The sequence below is a fragment of the [Mycobacterium] fortunisiensis genome, assembly GCF_019050325.1.
Classification (GTDB): domain Bacteria; phylum Actinomycetota; class Actinomycetes; order Mycobacteriales; family Mycobacteriaceae; genus Mycobacterium; species Mycobacterium fortunisiensis.
Genome location: NZ_VOMB01000021.1, coordinates 229,370 through 245,556 on the forward strand (window position 1 = coordinate 229,370; position 16,187 = coordinate 245,556).

The 16,187-nt window shown below is 65.8% G+C and carries 19 protein-coding genes and 1 tRNA gene; 6 read left to right on the forward strand and 14 right to left on the reverse strand.

Going from position 1 to position 16,187, the window contains the following annotated elements; translation table 11 throughout:
• Positions 1-6 precede the first annotated feature (6 nt).
• Both FR943_RS19650 and FR943_RS19655 read right to left on the reverse strand, forming a co-directional pair.
• Positions 7-375, reverse strand: a complete 369-nt coding sequence (locus FR943_RS19650; RefSeq protein WP_217159910.1) for a SpoIIAA family protein — start codon at positions 373-375, stop codon at positions 7-9.
• Between the two features lie 217 nt (positions 376-592).
• Entirely contained in the window at positions 593-1,246 is a 654-nt protein-coding gene (locus FR943_RS19655; protein WP_246585128.1) for a nitroreductase family protein, read from the reverse strand.
• A 257-nt stretch (positions 1,247-1,503) separates the two neighbouring features.
• Here FR943_RS19655 and FR943_RS19660 point away from each other — a divergent pair, with 257 nt between their 5' ends.
• The 3 genes from FR943_RS19660 (at position 1,504) to FR943_RS26785 (ending at position 6,759) form a co-directional block, all read left to right on the forward strand.
• Positions 1,504-2,070 (forward strand): hypothetical protein, encoded by a 567-nt coding sequence (locus FR943_RS19660; protein ID WP_217159911.1) that lies wholly within the window; start codon positions 1,504-1,506, stop codon positions 2,068-2,070.
• 76 nt (positions 2,071-2,146) lie between these two features.
• Positions 2,147-3,352, forward strand: a complete 1,206-nt coding sequence (locus FR943_RS19665) for a Fic family protein (RefSeq protein WP_217159912.1) — start codon at positions 2,147-2,149, stop codon at positions 3,350-3,352.
• Positions 3,349-6,759 (forward strand): DEAD/DEAH box helicase family protein, encoded by a 3,411-nt coding sequence (locus FR943_RS26785; protein WP_217159913.1) that lies wholly within the window; start codon positions 3,349-3,351, stop codon positions 6,757-6,759. Before FR943_RS19665 ends, FR943_RS26785 begins: the two co-directional genes overlap by 4 nt.
• A 5-nt stretch (positions 6,760-6,764) precedes the next feature.
• On the opposite strand, the gene FR943_RS19675 is transcribed toward FR943_RS26785, so the two are convergent.
• Positions 6,765-6,847, reverse strand: a tRNA-Leu gene (locus tag FR943_RS19675).
• Positions 6,848-6,936: 89 nt separating this feature from the next.
• On the opposite strand from FR943_RS19675, the gene FR943_RS19680 reads away from it, so the two are divergent.
• The 3 genes from FR943_RS19680 to FR943_RS19690 are packed head-to-tail and all read left to right on the forward strand — an operon-like array spanning position 6,937 to position 8,455.
• Complete coding sequence (locus tag FR943_RS19680; protein ID WP_217159914.1) at positions 6,937-7,677, forward strand: LAGLIDADG family homing endonuclease; 741 nt, start codon at positions 6,937-6,939, stop codon at positions 7,675-7,677.
• Positions 7,678-7,718: 41 nt separating this feature from the next.
• Complete coding sequence (locus FR943_RS19685) at positions 7,719-8,105, forward strand: hypothetical protein (RefSeq protein ID WP_217159915.1); 387 nt, start codon at positions 7,719-7,721, stop codon at positions 8,103-8,105.
• Positions 8,102-8,455 carry a DUF3817 domain-containing protein gene (locus FR943_RS19690; protein ID WP_217159916.1) on the forward strand — a complete coding sequence of 118 codons (354 nt, stop codon included), beginning with the start codon at positions 8,102-8,104 and terminating at the stop codon, positions 8,453-8,455. Before FR943_RS19685 ends, FR943_RS19690 begins: the two co-directional genes overlap by 4 nt.
• A gap of 199 nt (positions 8,456-8,654) precedes the next feature.
• On the opposite strand, the gene FR943_RS19695 is transcribed toward FR943_RS19690, so the two are convergent.
• The 11 genes from FR943_RS19695 to clpS form a co-directional block, all read right to left on the reverse strand.
• The gene (locus FR943_RS19695) at positions 8,655-9,272 is read right to left on the reverse strand and encodes a non-canonical purine NTP pyrophosphatase (RefSeq protein WP_217159917.1); all 618 of its coding nucleotides are present in this window, start codon (positions 9,270-9,272) and stop codon (positions 8,655-8,657) included.
• Complete coding sequence (gene rph, locus FR943_RS19700) at positions 9,272-10,051, reverse strand: ribonuclease PH (protein ID WP_217159918.1); 780 nt, start codon at positions 10,049-10,051, stop codon at positions 9,272-9,274. Before rph ends, FR943_RS19695 begins: the two co-directional genes overlap by 1 nt.
• Before the next feature lie 17 nt (positions 10,052-10,068).
• Positions 10,069-10,836, reverse strand: coding sequence for a cyclic nucleotide-degrading phosphodiesterase (locus FR943_RS19705; protein WP_217159919.1), 768 nt, complete (start codon positions 10,834-10,836; stop codon positions 10,069-10,071).
• 64 nt (positions 10,837-10,900) lie between these two features.
• The gene (murI, locus tag FR943_RS19710; RefSeq protein ID WP_217159920.1) at positions 10,901-11,725 is read right to left on the reverse strand and encodes a glutamate racemase; all 825 of its coding nucleotides are present in this window, start codon (positions 11,723-11,725) and stop codon (positions 10,901-10,903) included.
• Positions 11,722-12,384 (reverse strand): rhomboid family intramembrane serine protease, encoded by a 663-nt coding sequence (locus FR943_RS19715; RefSeq protein ID WP_372448194.1) that lies wholly within the window; start codon positions 12,382-12,384, stop codon positions 11,722-11,724. The genes murI and FR943_RS19715 overlap by 4 nt, the downstream gene beginning before the upstream one ends.
• Positions 12,385-12,400: 16 nt before the next feature.
• Complete coding sequence (locus tag FR943_RS19720; RefSeq protein ID WP_217159922.1) at positions 12,401-13,375, reverse strand: cysteine synthase; 975 nt, start codon at positions 13,373-13,375, stop codon at positions 12,401-12,403.
• Between the two features lie 3 nt (positions 13,376-13,378).
• Positions 13,379-13,651, reverse strand: coding sequence for a MoaD/ThiS family protein (locus tag FR943_RS19725; protein WP_217159923.1), 273 nt, complete (start codon positions 13,649-13,651; stop codon positions 13,379-13,381).
• Between the two features lie 22 nt (positions 13,652-13,673).
• Entirely contained in the window at positions 13,674-14,087 is a 414-nt protein-coding gene (locus tag FR943_RS19730; RefSeq protein ID WP_308170611.1) for a M67 family metallopeptidase, read from the reverse strand.
• A gap of 115 nt (positions 14,088-14,202) precedes the next feature.
• Positions 14,203-15,222: a P1 family peptidase gene (locus FR943_RS19735; protein ID WP_217159924.1), complete on the reverse strand. Its 1,020-nt coding sequence runs from the start codon at positions 15,220-15,222 to the stop codon at positions 14,203-14,205.
• An 8-nt stretch (positions 15,223-15,230) separates the two neighbouring features.
• Positions 15,231-15,809 carry an oxidative stress transcriptional regulator AosR gene (gene aosR / locus FR943_RS19740; RefSeq protein WP_217159925.1) on the reverse strand — a complete coding sequence of 193 codons (579 nt, stop codon included), beginning with the start codon at positions 15,807-15,809 and terminating at the stop codon, positions 15,231-15,233.
• 6 nt (positions 15,810-15,815) lie between these two features.
• Positions 15,816-16,130 (reverse strand): ATP-dependent Clp protease adapter ClpS, encoded by a 315-nt coding sequence (clpS, locus tag FR943_RS19745; protein ID WP_217159926.1) that lies wholly within the window; start codon positions 16,128-16,130, stop codon positions 15,816-15,818.
• Positions 16,131-16,187 lie beyond the last annotated feature (57 nt).

Consider the following 16,187-nt stretch of genomic DNA (forward strand, 5'->3'; position numbering starts at 1 on the left):
CCGATCTCAGCCTGCAGCCCACTCCTTGGCCGCATCGAGCTCACCGAGCCCGAATACCTTGAGCTCACCGGGCACCATCCAAGCGAACGCGTGCATGGCGCGCGACACCCACTCCATGTCGGACACCACGGCGATCCGTCTGAAGGCGGAGTGATGACGCATCATGACACCGAAGCCGAGCTTCAGATCCTCCGCCAGTCCGCCGGGTCCGAATCCCTCGTAGTCCGGTGAAATCACCTCGACGATCCGGATCTCGCCGGTATCGAGCAATTTATCCATGGTCGGCCGGAAATCGCGCAGATCGTCACCGGCCACCCGGCCCGACACCCGGATACCGAACACGCCCTCGGGCATATCAGGAAGGACGTCGATCATGGGATCCCCTTTCGCCGAGACTCGTTGTCATACAGCCAGTGTGCGCTCCCAAGGCACTGTTTGACCATTCAGACTGGCATGGGAGAGCGCGGTCAAAACACGGATCGGGTAACTCGACCGGGAACACAAAGACCCCTTCGATCGGATGATCGTTGCGCAGGCGTCCCGTCGAGGCCTCACCAACCCCACGGTGACCACGGTATGAAAAAGCCGGGGCCTACAGAAACGGCCGATTGCCGTAGCGGTCGAGTGAGACGAACCCTCCGACCGGGCGCCGAGTCGTGGGACCGTACTTGCCTTTCGGCCAGCCCAGCGGGACGACCGCGCACGGCGTGACATTCCACGGCAGGCCCAGCGCACGCCTCGCCAACAACTTGCTCCACAACGGCAAGGTGATCAGCGCCGCGCCCAGTCCCGCCGCCCGTGCTCCGAGCAAAAGGTTTTGCACCGCAGGATAAATGGAACCGTAGGCACTGCTCACCGCCACCGGCGGCCACGGTGGAATGACTCCCTTGAGGCAGGCGACGATGACAACGGGGATCTCGTCGAAGTGGTCCGCCTGCCATCGCACCGCCCTCTCGATCCGGAGCATCTGGTCATCCATGCGGCCCACGACGAGGCGCTTGTAGATCGGGCCGCCGATCGTCAAGGCCCGGCGATTCAAGCCGCCGAGTTTCGCAACGACCTTGCGGTCCTTGACGACGATGAACTCCCAATTCTGTGCGTTGGACCCCGTCGGCGCCTTCATCGCGAGTTCCAGAAGGTGGAGCACCAGTGCATCGTCAACGGGATCAGGCTTGAGCCGACGGATAGCCCGTTGAGTCCGCATCGCCTCTTCGAGCGGCATGGTCAAGGCTTCGTGCTGCGTCATGGCCACAATTCAACACGGCCGGTCTCGCCCAGGGGTCTTCTCGGACGAACGCTCCGCCCACCAGCATTGACCGGTGCCATGTCGGAGGTATCTGTTAGACAGTTCGGTTCGGTTGTACCCGCCCGCACGAGGAGATGCCATTGTCCGACGACTTTCCGCTCCACCCCGGTGATGCCGCAACCGTCGCAATGCTGAGTCCCTGCGTCGGCGGCCTTGTTCGCACGTGGACCGATTCCGGGCCCGGGCGGCTGTGGTCCGTGACCGACGCCAACTACCTGCACTCGGCGCAGGGCACGGGAACGATTGCCCGCACCCTGCGCGAAGAGCGTCGGTTCCGTGAAGTCGGCATGTTGTCCGAGGACACCGGCACCCTGATGCTCCAATCGCGGTATCCACTTACGGCCGAGGACGGCACGGTGCAGTTCGAGGGTGCGGTGATCGGGCTGAAGCCGGCCGGGGACGCCGCAGAATCGATCTACGACGACATGCGGTCGCTGCTTGCGCAGGCGATCAACCACGGGCTCTCCAACGGCGAGTTCCTGGTGGTCGAAAAAGGCGGATGGGATGCGCCTGCTGAACCATTCTGTCTGTTCGTCGTGATCCCCGACGAAGACGGATTCGTCAGTATCATCGAGGCGGGCCCGGCACCCCGTAGCTCGGAGATCTGGTCGCCGCACATCGTTGCCGGCCAAGACAGCACCACGCTGAGCGCCCACGCCGACCCGGACACCATCGAGGTCGCGCCGATTATCATGCTGGACGCGATTGCCGCCTGGGGGCTGGAGCCGTGGGACCTGGCGCTGACCTTCGGCACCCCGTCCTAGCAAAGAACGCCCCAAACAGTCGTTAGATGACATCAATCCTCGGACAATGTCACACAAGTGTCGATAGAGTGACATTGTGGACTTAACCATGTTCGTAAACGAACAATCAGGCGCTCTCGTCGATATCGCAGGTAGCGATCCATCGGCGGGCGAATGGCACCACAAGGCATTCGTCCCAGCGCCGCTGTCCGACGACATGCCGACGCTCACCACGCCTACATTTCTCGCAGTTTCCGCAGCTCGCGCCGCATTAGCAGCCCTCGACAGCACCGCCACTCAGCTTCCAGATCCAACGCTGCTCCGGATTCCGGCCCTCCGACGAGAAGCGCAGAGCACGTCGGCGTTGGAAGGAACGTACGCGCCACTCGCCCAGGTGTTGACAGCCGATGACGAAGAGCCCACCTCGGCGGAATTGGTCGAGATCTTGAACTACGTGCGGATGGCAAACTACGGATTCCGGTCAGTGGCCGAAGGCCGGCCGATCTCCACACATCTTCTGGAAGATCTCCAGGGCCTCCTGATGCAGGGAACTCCCTTGGCCGAGCAGTCGGGGCATGTTCGAGACACACAGGTGGTGATCGGCCGCCGGGCCGAAGCGCGCCCCGACATGCTTCCGATCCATGCAGCACGCTTCGTTCCGCCACCGCCCGGTGATCACCTGACAACGGGCCTGCAAGATCTCGTTGACTGGATGCGCCGTGACCACACCACAACGATCGATCCCGTCGTGGCGGCGGCGATGTCGCACTACCAACTCGAAACCCTGCATCCGTTCAGGGACGGAAACGGCCGACTCGGTCGACTCCTGATCATTCTTCACCTCCACGCAGCGGGTGTCCTCACCGAACCGACGCTGACGGTCTCGCCGTGGTTCGAGGCCCGTCGCAGCGAGTACTACGACCGCTTACTTGCGGTGAGCACCGACGGAGCCTGGGACGGCTTCGTCCGCTTCTTCGCCCTGGGCTTGCAGGAATCCGCAATTTCCACTCGGCATCAAATGCTGGAGCTCGTTGCTGTGCAAAGCGAGCTCAAAGACGTCATCCGCGCCTCGGCACTGCGGGCGGACAGCGCACACGCCCTCGTCGACTTTGCGGTCGCCCATTCATCATTCACCGTCCGCAACGTCGAGGCGGGCCTCGCAATTTCTTACGGCCGAGCCAATAAACTCATCGGGCAACTCATGGATCTCGGTGTGCTCGATGTCGTGGATGCCGACGCGTACAAGCGCCGGTTCTTCGCACCGCGAGTCCTGGAGGTACTGACCGCAGGAGGTACGTCGTGACCAACTTCGCCTTTGTCGGCGCCGCCGACTGGCCGGAGATCCACTCCGACTGCGCCCGCGCGGAGAGCTATCTCAACTCCGACCCGCGGTCGGCGTGCTTCTACAGCCGGCGCGCGATCGAGCACCTGGTCGACCTGCTCTACGACATCCTCGACTTGCCGATCCCCTACAAGAACGACTTGTCGGCACGCATCAACGAACAACCGTTCCGGGCCAAGGCCACGCAGGCAATCGTGCAGAAGCTCAACCTGATCCGCAAAGCCGGCAACGCCGCCGTGCACGAGCAGAAGCCGATCGCGCCAGCCATCGCGCTAGCGGTCCTGCGCGACCTGCACCACATCATGGTGTGGGCGGTGTTCCACTACTCGGCGTACCCCAAGGCCGCGCCGCTCAAGCTCCCGTTCGACCCCAAGCTCGCCGCCAAATCCGCTCCACTGAGCCGGCAGGAAGTGGCCCAGCTCGCCGAGAAGTTCAAAAAACAAGACGAGGCGCATGCCAAGGCGCTGGCCGAGAAAGACGAGCTGGCCGCCGCCCATGAGGCCGAGATCGCCCGGCTTCGTGAGGAAATCAAGAAAGCACAGGCCGCCAAACAGCAACCCGACGACCGGGACTACACCGAGGCCGAGACCCGCGACACCTTCATCGACCTGTTACTGGCCGAGGCCGGTTGGCCGCTCGCCGAAGCCAGGGACCGGGAGTTCGAGGTCACCGGCATGCCGTCAGACGGCGGCACCGGATACGTCGACTACGTACTGTGGGGCGCCGACGGCCTGCCCCTGGCAGTGGTGGAGGCCAAGCGGACCACCAAGAGCCCGCACATCGGGCAGCAACAAGCCAAGCTGTACGCCGACTGCCTGGAGAAGATGACCGGGCAGCGGCCAGTCATCTTCTACACCAACGGTTTCGAACACTGGATCTGGGACGACGCCGGCGGTTACCCACCTCGTGACATCCAGGGCTTCTACACCCACGACGAACTGCAGCTGCTGGTCCAGCGTCGTCAGACCCGCCGGCCGCTCGTCGACGCCCCTATCGACTCCGCCATCGTGGAGCGCCACTACCAGCACCGGGCGATCCGCGCGATCGACGAATCATTCACCACCAAACGCCGCGAAGCATTGCTGGTGATGGCCACCGGGTCAGGAAAGACCCGCACCGTCATCGCCCTGGTCAAGCAACTCATGGAAGCCAACTGGGTCAAGCGGGTGCTGTTCCTGGCCGACCGCACCGCGCTGGTCACCCAGGCCGTCGGAGCGTTCAAGACACACCTGCCCGACGCCACCACGGTGAACCTGGTGACCGAGAAGATCACCGATGGCCGGGTCTACGTCAGCACCTACCCGACGATGATGAACCTGATCAACGACACCGACTCCGGCACAAGGAAATTCGGCCCCGGCTACTTCGACCTGGTGGTGATCGACGAGGCGCACCGCTCCGTCTACCAGAAATACCGCGCGATCTTCGAATGGTTCGATTCCCTTCTGGTCGGATTGACCGCCACCCCGAAGGACGAGGTCGACCACAACACCTACCGCCTGTTCCACCTCGAGGACGGCATGCCCACCGACGGCTACGGCCTCGACGACGCCGTCGAAGAAGGCTTCCTGGTGCCGGCTGTCGGTATCTCCAACAGCACACGATTCCTCGACCGCGGCGTGCGCTATGCCGACTTGCCTGAGGAGGAGCGGGACCGCTGGGACGAATTGGACTGGGGTGAGGACACTCCCGACGAGATCCGCGTCGAAGAAGTGAACAAGGTGCTGTTCAACGAGAGCACGGTCGACCAGGTGCTCGCCGAACTCATGGCGATGGGCCATCGCGTGGCCGCCGGCGATCGGCTGGGCAAGACCATCATCTTCGCCAAGAACCAGGACCACGCCGAGTTCATCGCCCGCCGCTTCGATGCCCAATACCCAGATTTGGCCGGGCATTTCGCTCGCGTCATCACGCACAGCAATCCGTACGCGCAGAGCCTGATCGACGATTTCTCGATCCCCGACAAGGCACCACACATCGCCATCTCGGTGGACATGCTCGACACCGGGATCGACGTGCCCGAAGTCGTCAACCTGGTGTTCTTCAAACTGGTGCGGTCCAAGACCAAGTTCTGGCAGATGATCGGCCGGGGAACCCGCCTGCGACCCAACCTGTTTGGGCCCGGCCAGGACAAGAAGAATTTCTACGTCTTCGATTACTGCGGCAACCTCGAGTTCTTCTCCCAGGATCTGCCCGGCTCCAAAGGCTCACTGCAAAAGTCGTTGAACCAGAGGCTGTTCGAGACCCGCCTGGGGCTGATCACCGCACTGGACCAGGTGCAGCCCGCCGCGCAACCAGATCCCCCGGAAGGCCAGGGCGTGGAATCCGATCGTGGGTTGCGCGTGGATACCGCGTGGTCGCTGCACCGGATCGTCGCCGGGATGACCACCGACAACTTTCTGGTGCGTCCGCACCGGCGGCTGGTCGAACGGTTTGCGCAGTGGGAGCCGTGGGGGTCACTCAGTACCGAGGACGCCGGCGACGTCGCCGAACACCTGGCCGGCCTGCCCTCCACGCAGCGTGACGACGACGAGGATGCCAAACGGTTCGACATGCTGATCCTGCGCCGTCAGCTCGCCCAACTCGAAGGCGATGTACTGGCCACCGAGCGGCTGCGCGAGAAGATCCAGGACATCGCGTCCGGCCTGCTCAACCAGACCAACATTCCCTCAGTGGGCGCCCAGCAGGAGCTGCTCGACGACGTCGCCGGGGACCAGTGGTGGGTCGACATCACACTGCCGATGCTCGAGCAGGCCCGCCGTAAGCTGCGCGCCCTGGTGCGCTTCCTCGAAAAGGCCAAGAAGGTCGTCGTCTACACCGATTTCGCCGACGAGCTGGGCCAGTCCACGCTCGTCGACCTGCCTGGCATCACCCCCGGCACCAACTGGGACCGCTTCGAACTCAAGGCCAAGGCCTACCTCAACCAGCACCAGGACCATGTCGCCCTGCAGCGCCTGCGTCGCAACAAACCTCTCACCACCGCCGACCTGGCCGCCCTGGAACAGATGCTCGTCGACAGCGGCACCGCCGGAGCCGACGACATCGCGCTGGCCAAGGAACAGGCGCACGGGTTGGGCTTGTTCATCCGCGGACTCGTGGGGCTGGATCGCGAGGCGGCCGTCGACGCCTTTTCGGTGTTCCTGGACGGCGCGAAGTTCGGTGCCGATCAGCTGCGGTTCATCAACCTGATCATCACCGAACTGACCGCCACCGGCGTGGTCGAACCGGCCCGACTCTACGAATCGCCCTACACCGACACCGCGCCCACCGGGCCCGACGATGTGTTCGGCGAGGCCGACGTCGACAACATCGTGCAGATCCTGAACACCGTGAAGGGAAACGCCATACCGGCTGACGGGGTGGCTTGAGTGAGTGCGCGAGGGGGGACTCGAACCCCCACGCCCTAAGGGCAATGGAACCTAAATCCATCTCGTCTGCCAGTTCCGACACTCGCGCAAGGCTCCTGATCGTACCGCTCAGGCATCAACGAACTTGTCGGAGGTCACCGCTACGTTGAAATCACTAATCCGTGGGAGGTACCCGACGTGCGATCAGCCAAGGAGTTCGATGAAGTCCACAGGCTGATTGGAGCCGGATTGAACGACTGCGAGATCGCACGCCAAACAGGAATTCCGCGCCCGACAGTGCGCGGCTGGCGAACTCAGCCACACAAACGGCTGCAACTACCCGGTGCATCCTCGCCATGCGGCGTCGATCACGACTTCTCACTGCTGCCCCCGCGCGAATATGCCTACCTACTCGGCCTGTACCTGGGCGACGGATGTATCTCACAACATCCACGGGCGTGGCGGCTGAGGATCACGCTCGACAGCAAGTACCCGGGAATCATCGATAGCTGTTGCACGGCCATCGACACCCTGATGCCCGCACAACACGCGTCGATGGAGCGCCAACCAACTGCGTGCATCGTGGTGTCGCTATACAGCAAGCACTGGCCGTGCTTGTTTCCCCAGCACGGGCCGGGCCGGAAACACAATCGCCGCATCGTTCTCGAGCCCTGGCAACAGGATCTCGTGGACCGAGCCACCGAGGAATTCGTGCGCGGCCTGATTCATAGCGACGGCTGCCGCGTGGTTGCCGACGACCGTGGGGTCAAGAGCATCCGGTACCACTTCACGAATCACTCCGAGGACATCCTCAACCTCTTCACCGCCGCACTGGACCGCCTCGGCATCCCGTGGACGCGCTCCACCAAGTACGTCGTCTCGATCTACCGCAAGGCCGCAACCGCTCGGCTCGACGAGTTCATCGGCCCCAAGGTCTAGCAGCCGCGAACTGGTCCGCACCCGCGCCGTACCATGGACGAATGTCCACTACACGGCGTAGGAGACCAGCGCTCATCGCGTTGGTCTGCCTTGGCGCCGCCGGCTGTCTGGCGCTGGCCTGGTGGCAGTGGACCCGCTATGAATCGGCCTCGGGCACGTTCCAGAACTTGGGCTACGCCTTGCAATGGCCGATGTTCGCGGGATTCTGCTTTTACGCGTACTACAAGTTCGTCCGTTACGAGGACGCCCCTCCGCAGCCGTCCACCAACGGCGACGTCACCGAGATTCCCGCGGGCCTGCTGCCGGAACGCCCGAAGCCGGCCGCCCGCAACGAGGACGATAAGACGCTCACCGAATACAACGCCTACCTTGCCGAGCTGGCCAAGTCCGACGCCCAGCCCGAGAAGAAAGACAGGACCGACAGATGACGACACCAGAACCGGGCACCGAAGTTGTCGCGACTCCCAAGGAGACCATCCGCAAGGCCCTGCTGGGCTATCGCGTGCTGGCTTGGACGACGGGTATCTGGCTGATCGCGCTGTGCTACGAGATGGTGCTCAAGTACATCGTTCAGGTGGACAACCCGCCGGGCTGGATCGGCATCGTGCACGGCTGGGTGTACTTCATCTACCTGCTGTTCACGGCCAACCTCGCGGTCAAGGTCCGCTGGCCCATCGGCAAGACGATCGGTGTTCTGCTCGCCGGCACGATCCCACTGTTGGGCATCATCGTCGAGCACTTCAACACCCTGGATCTCAAGAAGCGCTTCGAGCTCTGACGGGTTGTTGGCAGGGATGCCGCGGTCACGGTACGGCCGGGTCCGCGAGCGTCACGCTAGAGTGGCGCCCGCGCTCCAGTGCCACTCCAACGTGACAAGGCAGAACGTCAATGCGGGCGCCGGGCCGTCGGAGCTGCGCTGGCGTGACTCTCGACGGCCACAGCCACTCTGACGTGACAAACCGCGCGGCAGCGCGCCGCTAAGAGCCCGCCAACTCCCGCAGCGCCGGCACCAGCAACGCCAATGCCCGGCCACGGTGTGACGCGGCGTCTTTCTCGGCGGGCGACAGCTCGGCCGCGGTCACCGCAGATCCGGAAGGCAGGAACACCGGGTCGTAGCCGAATCCGCCCTCGCCGCGCGGCTCGCGGGTCACGGTGCCGGGCCACTCCCCCCGCACCACAACACTTTTTTCAGAAGAGCCGTCGCCGTAGACCAACGCACACGCCGAGACGAATGCCGCGCCCCGGCGCTCATCGGGCACATCACCGAGTTGGCCCAGAAGCAGAGCGGTATTGGCGGCGTCGTCTCCGTGCTTCCCGGACCACCGGGCCGACAACACCCCGGGCATCCCGTTCAGCGCGTCCACCGAGATCCCGGAATCATCTGCCACGCAAGCGATTCCGGTGGCACGAAAGCCGTCCAAGGCCTTGGCCAGCGCGTTCTCCTCAAAGGTCGCCCCGGTCTCGGGCGCCTCGTCGTAGGCCGCCACGTCGGCCAGGGACAACAACTCCAAACCCACTATCCCGGCGGCGTCCAGCACCCGCCGCAGCTCAGCCAGCTTCTTGGCGTTGCGGCTGGCCACAAGTAGCGAGGGCACTAGCTTCCGAACGCCTTCTTGGGTGCCGGGCCCTCCGGCAGCACACCGGGATACGGCAATTCCAGTGCCTCGCGCTGGACCACGAACAACTGATCGCAGGCACCGAGCGCGGCGTCGAGCATCTTGTCCAAGGTCGAGCGGGGGAACGTCGCCCCCTCGCCGGTGCCCTGGATCTCCACCAGGGTGCCGGTGTCGGTGGCGACGACATTCATGTCGACCTCGGCACGGGAGTCCTCGACGTAGGGCAGGTCGACGCGCACACGGCCGTCGACCACGCCCACCGATACCGCAGCGATCGCACACGACAGCGGCCGCGGATCCGAAAGCCGCCCGGCCGCAGCCAAATACGTCACGGCGTCGGAGAGCGCCACGTAGGCGCCGGTGATGGCCGCGGTGCGGGTGCCGCCGTCGGCCTGCAGCACGTCGCAGTCGATCGCGATGGTGTTCTCCCCCAGCGCACCGAGGTCGATGCAGGCCCGCAGCGAGCGTCCGACCAGCCGGCTGATCTCCTGGGTACGCCCGCCCACGCGGCCCTTGACCGATTCCCGGTCGGAGCGGTCATGGGTGGCCGCGGGCAGCATGGCGTATTCCGCGGTCAGCCAGCCCTGCCCGGAGCCCTTGCGCCAGCGCGGCACCCCTTCGGTGACCGAGGCGGTGCACATGACGCGGGTCTGGCCGAACTCCACCAGCACCGAGCCGGCGGGATGCGATGTGAAACCGCGGGTGATGGTTACCGGACGCAGCTCGTCGTCGAGACGGCCGTCTTCTCGCTTGGACACCCGCCAACCCTAGCGGGTCAGCCCCGGGTGACGTCGAACGTCTCGCCGCACACCACGGCGTGCACCGGGCCGTCGAACTCGGCCTTGGCTTCGCTGATCACGTCCTCACGCGAAGTCCACGGCGGGATGTGGGTCAGCAGCAGCTCCCCCACGCCGGCCTCGGCGGCCGCGCGCCCGGCCTCGGTGCCGGACAGGTGCAGCTTGGGCGGGCGGGATGGGTCGTGTGTCCACGAGGCCTCACACAGGAACAGATCCGCTCCGCGCGCCAACTCGACCAGCGCATCGCAGTACCCGGTGTCGCCGCTGTAGACGAAGGTGGCCCCGGACGGGTCGGTGAACCGCATGCCGTAGGACTCGGTCGGGTGACACACCAGGCGCGGCGTCACGCTGAGGGTGCCCAACTGCACCGGGACACCGTCGTGCCAGTGCCGCACCTCGAAGATGTCGGTGAAGTCGTCGATCTCGCCGCCCTCGGGCGACGACGCCGCACCCAACCGGGCCCAGGTGTTGGCGGGCCCGTACATCAGGCCGCGCTCGGTGGCCGGGATCGGGTGATAACGCCGCCAGACGAACAGGCCCGGAAGATCCAGACAGTGATCGGCGTGCAGGTGCGACAGCAACACGTTGACCGCATTCGGGTCGGCATAGCGTTGCAGTGCGCCCAGGACGCCGCCGCCGAAATCGACGACCATCGGAACCGTGTCCGGTGCGGTGACGAGATAGCCCGAGGCTGCCGAATCCGGGCCGACAACGCTGCCGGAGCACCCCAGGATGGTCAGTCGCACAGTGTCTAGCTTGCCATGCCCGCCGGGCACGTTGCCAAGACATCGCCGCTTTGGGCGGTGCAGATCATTTTCCGGCCCCGGCGTGACGCCGGACCGGACGCGCTCCGTCCAATCCGGGTCCCAGAAAGCGGGTCGCCAGTGTGGTGAACGCCTCGGGATCGCCGGTGGCCTCGAACACCCGTTGGGCCGGACCGGATTCGTGCGGCTTCAGCAAATCCAGTTCGGTGAGGACCCGGAGCAGGTCCTTGGCGGTCTCCTCGGCCGACGATACGAGCGTGACGTTCTCGCCCATCGCCAACTGGATGAGCCCCGACAGCATCGGATAGTGCGTGCAGCCCAACACCAAGGTGTCCACCTCGGCGCGCTGCAGCGGCTCCAGGTAGCCCTCGGCCAACCCCAGCACCTGTCGGCCGCTTGTCACGCCGCGTTCGACGAAGTCGACGAACCGCGGGCAGGCCACCCCGAACACCTCGGTGTCGCGCGCCGCGGCAAAGGCATCCTGATAGGCGCCCGAGGCGATGGTGGCGGCGGTGCCGATCACGCCGATGCGCCCGTTGCGGGTCGCGGCCACAGCCCGACGCACGGCGGGCAGGATCACCTCGACCACCGGCACCGGCGAGTAGCGCTCGCGCGCGTCGCGCAGGCAGGCCGACGACGCGGTGTTGCACGCGATCACGAGAGCCTTGACCCCGCGGGACACCAGGTCGTCGCCGATGGCCAACGAGTGCGCCCGGATCTCCGGGATGGTCAGCGGCCCGTACGGCCCGTTGCCGGTGTCGCCGACGTAGATGATGTCCTCGTCGGGAAGCTGGTCGATGATGGCGCGGGCCACCGTGAGCCCACCGACGCCGGAGTCGAAGATCCCGACGGGTGCGAGTCGTTCGCTCATGAGGTCAACTGACCCGGCCGGTTACGTGCCTCCCGCGCTTTGCGTTCCGGCCCGGACAACACGTAGGCGGCGATGACGCCGGCGATCGCCCCACTCAGATGCCCCTGCCAGGACACCCCCGGGCTGCCGGGCAGCATCCCCAACAGGACGCCGCCGTAGACGAACAACACGATGACGCCGACGATGATCTCCCACGCCTTGCGCGTGAAGAATCCGAACACGATCAGGAACGCCAACCAGCCGAAGATCAGCCCCGACGCACCGATGTGCGTACTCGTGCACTGCACGGTCACATAGGGACAGTGCAGACCGATATTGCCGATCAGCCAGGTGCCGAAGCCGCCCAGGACCCAGATGATGGCGGTCGCGGCGATGAACCGCCCCATCCCGGCCAGCGTCATGAGAAAACCGAGCACGAGCGCCGGCACGGTGTTGGCGATCAGGTGCGGCCAGCCGCCGTGCAGCAGGGGCGCCCACAGGATGCCCCACAACCCGTCGGTCTGCAGCGGGCGGATGCCGTCGGAATCGAGCCGGTGCCCCATCGCGGTGTCGACGATCTCGATCACCCACAGCAGCGCGACGAAGCTGATGATGGTCAGCCCGCCGACCAGCCACGCCGGCTGTTTTTTCGGCGCGTTTCTCGGCGTGGTCGGGGGCATGCTCATCGTTGCCCGCTCAAGCCCATAGCTGCCCTTCCAACGCGTCCTCGGCGTCGTCCAGGCTACCGGCGTAGGCACCGGTGGACAGATACTTCCAGCCCGCGTCGGCCACCACGAACGCGATGTCGGCGCGCTCACCGGCCTTGATGGCCTTGGCCGCCATTCCCAGCGCGGCGTGCAACACCGCGCCGGTGGAGATGCCGGCGAAGATGCCTTCGCGGGTCACCAGGTCGCGGGTGCGTTTGACGGCGTCATAGGAACCCACCGAGAACCGGGTGGTCAGCACGTCGGGGTCATACAGCTCGGGGATGAACCCCTCGTCGATGTTGCGCAGGGCGTACACACCCTCGCCGTAGCGCGGCTCGGCCGCCACGATCTGCACTCCCGGCACATGCTCACGCAGGAACCGGCCGGTGCCCATCAGGGTGCCGGTGGTGCCCAGCCCGGCGACGAAGTGGGTGATCTCGGGCAGGTCGGCCAGCAGTTCCGGACCGGTGCCGTAGTAGTGCGCATCGGAGTTGGCGGGGTTGCCGTACTGATACAGCATCACCCACGAAGGGTTTTCCGCGGCAAGCTCTTTCGCGGTGGCCACGGCGGTGTTGGAACCACCTTCGGCCGGGCTGAAGATGATCCGGGCCCCGTACAGCTCGAGGAGCTGTCGGCGCTCGATCGAGGTGTTCTCGGGCATCACGCAGATCATGTTGTAGCCCTTGAGCATCGCGGCCATTGCCAACGAGATCCCGGTGTTGCCACTGGTGGGCTCCAGGATCGTGGCGCCCGGGCTCAGCAGGCCGTCGCGCTCGGCCTGCTCGATCATCCGCAGTGCGGGCCGGTCCTTGATCGACCCGGTCGGGTTGCGGTCCTCGAGCTTGGCCCACAGCCGCACGTGCGGTGCGCCGTCGTCGGCATCGTCCCAACGGGGCGACAGGTTCTGCAGTCCGACCAGGGGGGTGTTGCCCAGGGCCTGCAGTTGTGAGTCGTACCGGGCCATCGGCTATCCGCCTGCGACGGCGGGCAGGATCGTCACCGAATCGCCGTCGGCGATCGCGGTGTCCAGGCCGCCGGAGAAGCGCACGTCCTCGTCGTTGACGTAGATGTTGACGAAGCGGTGCAGCTTGCCGTTATCGACCAGACGATCGGAGATGCCGGCGTAGTTGGCCTCCAGGTCGCTGATCACCGCCTGCAAGGTGTCGCCGGAGGCGCTGACGCGCTTCTGCCCGCCGGTGTGCGGGCGCAGGATGGTCGGGATCGAAACCGTGACTGCCATGGGGATGCTCTTTCTTTCCGGTCTAGTACTCGTCGACGATATCGACGGGTTCCTCGGTGACGACGCCGTCGAGGATGCGATAGCTGCGCAGCTCATGCTCATGGGGATCCCTCGTCGAGACCAGCACGTAGTGCGCGTCGGGTTCTTGGGCCAGCGAGATGTCGGTACGGCTCGGGTAGGCCTCGGTGGCGGTGTGCGAGTGGTAGATGACGACTGGCACCTCGTCGTCCTCGTCCATCGCCCGCCACACCCTCAGCTGCTCGCCCGAGTCGAAGCGGTAGAAGGTCGGGGACCGCTCGGCATTGGCCATCGCGATGAACCGTTCGGGCCGGTCAGAGCCCTCCGGTCCGGCGATCACCCCACACGCCTCGTCGGGATGGTCGGCGCGGGCGTGCGCCACCATGGCCTCGACGAGATCCCGGCGGATCACCAGCACTTGATCACTCCCATCAGACGTCCTTCGTTCACCCTTCCCACCGCGAAACTGTATTCCGGCAGGAAAATGTCGAGTACACCCCTGCTGGAATGCCGTTTCGGCGGGGAGCAGAGATTCATTCGAACGCTCCCGGCAACATGTCACGGTAGGTCGGTATTCCGGCCACCGACCCGGCGGCCAGCAGCCCGGCCAGCACGGCGCGGGCCAGGCAGTCCGCTGCGGCGGCCCCGACCCGGGTGACCAACGCCGTCTCCGGCGACATCGCCACGGGCGTCTTGTCGTCGGGTTCGACGGTGACCGCGCCGGTCGCCAGCGCGAACACCGTATCGCCATCGACCGGGGTGTGACACGGCGAGATGGTGCGGGCCAGCCCGTCGTGCGCCGCGACGGCCACTCGACGGCAGCCGGCCGGACTCAGCGCCGCATCGGTGGCGACCACCGCGATGGTGGTGTTGAGCGGTCCGATGTCCCGGTGCCGTTCGCGGTAGGCGGCGAGCTGATCGGCGGGCGGGGCCACGAGCCCGAACTCCTCGATCAACGCCGCCATCCACGGCAGGCCGGTGGCCGGATCCACCACGTCCCCGGCGGCGTTGAGCACCACGAGAGCACCCACGGTCACCCCGTTGTCCAGCCGCACCGAGGCGGTGCCGACACCCCCCTTGAGCACACCCGCCCGGGCGCCGACCCCGCCGCCGACGGTGCCGAGCGCGAACTCGGTGCCCGCCGCCGCGGCCGCGCGGTAGCCGAATTCCGCCGTCGGACGGTTGGCCCAGCCGCCGACCGGGAGGTCGAAGATCACCGCGGCCGGCACGATCGGCACCACACCGCCGTCCATGTCCACCCCGCGGCCGTGTTCCTCCAGCCACGTCATGACGCCGTCGGCGGCAGCCAGACCGTAGGCGCTACCGCCGGTGAGCACGACAGCGTCGACGTGGCGCACGGAGTTGATCGGATCGAGCAGATCGGTCTCACGGGTGCCCGGCGCACCGCCGCGCCCGTCCACCGCACCGACGGTGCCCGGTGGGGTCAGCACGACGGTCGTTCCCGATGCCCATCCCGAGCCCAGCGATACATCGGGGTCGATGCGGTGGTGGTGGCCGACGAGAATGCCGCCGACGTCGGTGATCGACCCCATCCGGCCCATCACTTCCCCATGAGGCCGAGCACGAGATATTCCTGCAGCACGGTCAGCCACTGGTAGACGTCCAGGTGCCCGGCCATGGGATGCTCGGCGGGCAGTTGATCGGGCCCGCTGCCCCCGATGTCGAGCATCGTTCCCAACGCCAGCCGGATGTCGTTGACCGCGGCAGCCCAGGCCTCGGCATCACCCTCGGTGAGCTCGAACCTGCCCCCGCCGTCGGGAACGGTGTCCACCAGGCATTGGGCCGCTTGACGTTTGGCGTCGATGATGGCCGGCTCGTGCAGGCCACGCAGCGCGCTGTTGAGGCTCTCGGCCGTCCCGGAACCGGCCGGGTGCTCAGTCTGCGGTCGGAAGAAATCGGGCAGCAGACGCTTCATCGTGGCGTCCTCGGGAGGTTGCGGATTACCGGTCTTCATGCCGGTGATCGCTTCGAGTTCGTCTGTGGGCCCGGAGGATCCGCGTTCCTCGAGCATCCCGAGCATCGAGGCGCCCAGGCTGGACAACAGCGCGGCCTCGTGGGGTTCCAACGCCGAGCGGAACCGCAGACCGTCGGCGGTCTCAAGCCGTTTCCATTTACGCACAGTCGATCAGCGGTCCTGTTGCATGGTCGCCCACAGGCCGGCGGCGTGCAGCTTGGTCACATCGGCTTCCATCGACTCGCGGCTGCCGGCCGACACCACGGCCTTGCCCTCGTTGTGTACCTGCAGCATGAGTTTGGTGGCGTGCGGCTCGCTGTACCCGAACAGTTTCTGGAACACGTAGGTGACGTAGGTCATCAAGTTGACCGGATCGTCCCAGACGATGGTCACCCACGGGCTGTCAGCGGCGGTATCTTCCCGGGGCGCCACCCCCACGCTGCGCTCCTCGCGGGTCCCCGGTCTGGCCTTCGCCGGTGTAACCATGGGCCCACAATACCGGCCGGGGTGCCGCGGTATTGAAACAGCTGCGAACAGCTACGG

Excerpts from the sequence above, each read along its gene's own strand:
- FR943_RS19715 (WP_372448194.1), bottom strand. The coding sequence starts at position 12,384 with ATGCCCCCGACCACGCCGAGAAACGCGCCGAAAAAACAGCCGGCGTGG.
- FR943_RS19650 (WP_217159910.1), bottom strand. The coding sequence starts at position 375 with ATGATCGACGTCCTTCCTGATATGCCCGAGGGCGTGTTCGGTATCCGG.
- FR943_RS19725 (WP_217159923.1), bottom strand. The coding sequence starts at position 13,651 with ATGGCAGTCACGGTTTCGATCCCGACCATCCTGCGCCCGCACACCGGC.
- clpS (WP_217159926.1), bottom strand. The coding sequence starts at position 16,130 with ATGGTTACACCGGCGAAGGCCAGACCGGGGACCCGCGAGGAGCGCAGC.
- FR943_RS19690 (WP_217159916.1), top strand. The coding sequence starts at position 8,102 with ATGACGACACCAGAACCGGGCACCGAAGTTGTCGCGACTCCCAAGGAG.
- FR943_RS19720 (WP_217159922.1), bottom strand. The coding sequence starts at position 13,375 with ATGGCCCGGTACGACTCACAACTGCAGGCCCTGGGCAACACCCCCCTG.
- murI (WP_217159920.1), bottom strand. The coding sequence starts at position 11,725 with ATGAGCGAACGACTCGCACCCGTCGGGATCTTCGACTCCGGCGTCGGT.
- FR943_RS19685 (WP_217159915.1), top strand. The coding sequence starts at position 7,719 with ATGTCCACTACACGGCGTAGGAGACCAGCGCTCATCGCGTTGGTCTGC.
- FR943_RS19655 (WP_246585128.1), bottom strand. The coding sequence starts at position 1,246 with ATGACGCAGCACGAAGCCTTGACCATGCCGCTCGAAGAGGCGATGCGG.
- FR943_RS19735 (WP_217159924.1), bottom strand. The coding sequence starts at position 15,222 with ATGGGGTCGATCACCGACGTCGGCGGCATTCTCGTCGGCCACCACCAC.